The sequence below is a fragment of the Cryobacterium inferilacus genome (assembly GCF_019599185.1).
Lineage (GTDB): Bacteria > Actinomycetota > Actinomycetes > Actinomycetales > Microbacteriaceae > Cryobacterium > Cryobacterium inferilacus.
Genome location: NZ_JAIEUL010000015.1, coordinates 36,782 through 37,380, shown reverse-complemented (window position 1 = coordinate 37,380; position 599 = coordinate 36,782). Strand labels below are relative to the sequence as shown.

The 599-nt window shown below is 62.6% G+C and carries 1 protein-coding gene; it reads left to right on the top strand.

The window, feature by feature from the left end:
- The first annotated feature begins 182 nt into the window (after nucleotides 1-182).
- The gene (locus K2F54_RS13615; protein ID WP_220606398.1) at nucleotides 183-467 is read left to right on the top strand and encodes a GIY-YIG nuclease family protein; all 285 of its coding nucleotides are present in this window, start codon (nucleotides 183-185) and stop codon (nucleotides 465-467) included.
- Nucleotides 468-599: the final 132 nt, after the last annotated feature.

Sequence of the window (599 nt, the reverse complement as noted above, 5' to 3'; positions counted from 1 at the left end):
AGCTTGTCGAGACCCCGCGACCGCACCCGCGATCGTCCCCATCCCGTCGGTCGAGCTTGTCGAGACCCCGCGACCCGTCAGTCCAACGGATGCATCTCTCCCCAGCCCGCTCGCCCGGAGCATTGTCCACAGACTCGACCCAAGCGTCCTCATGCCGCGCATCACTCTGCCACCCTCCCCACATGCCATTCATGTACATCCTCGAGTGCGCCGACGGCTCGTTCTACGTCGGCAGCACGTGGGACCTGGACAGGCGTCTCGCACAGCACAACACCGCCGATCAGGGTGCCGCGTATACCCGACGGCGCCGACCGGTGCGGCTCGCCTACTGCGAACACAGCGAGAGCATTGCGGATGCCTACGCCCGCGAGAAGCAAATTCAAGGTTGGAGCAGGGCGAAGCGCATTGCCCTCATCGAGGGGCGGGTCGATGATCTGCCCGGTCTGAGCCAACCAAAGCAGCCCTAGATGCATCCATCCGCTGATCGAGCATGTCGAAATCCCGCAAGTTGATCACGCACTAAGGAGCCGGTCACCAGGTCTCGACAAGCTCGACCAACGAGACAGACCAGAACGAACACAGACAATCTCACCAGGTCT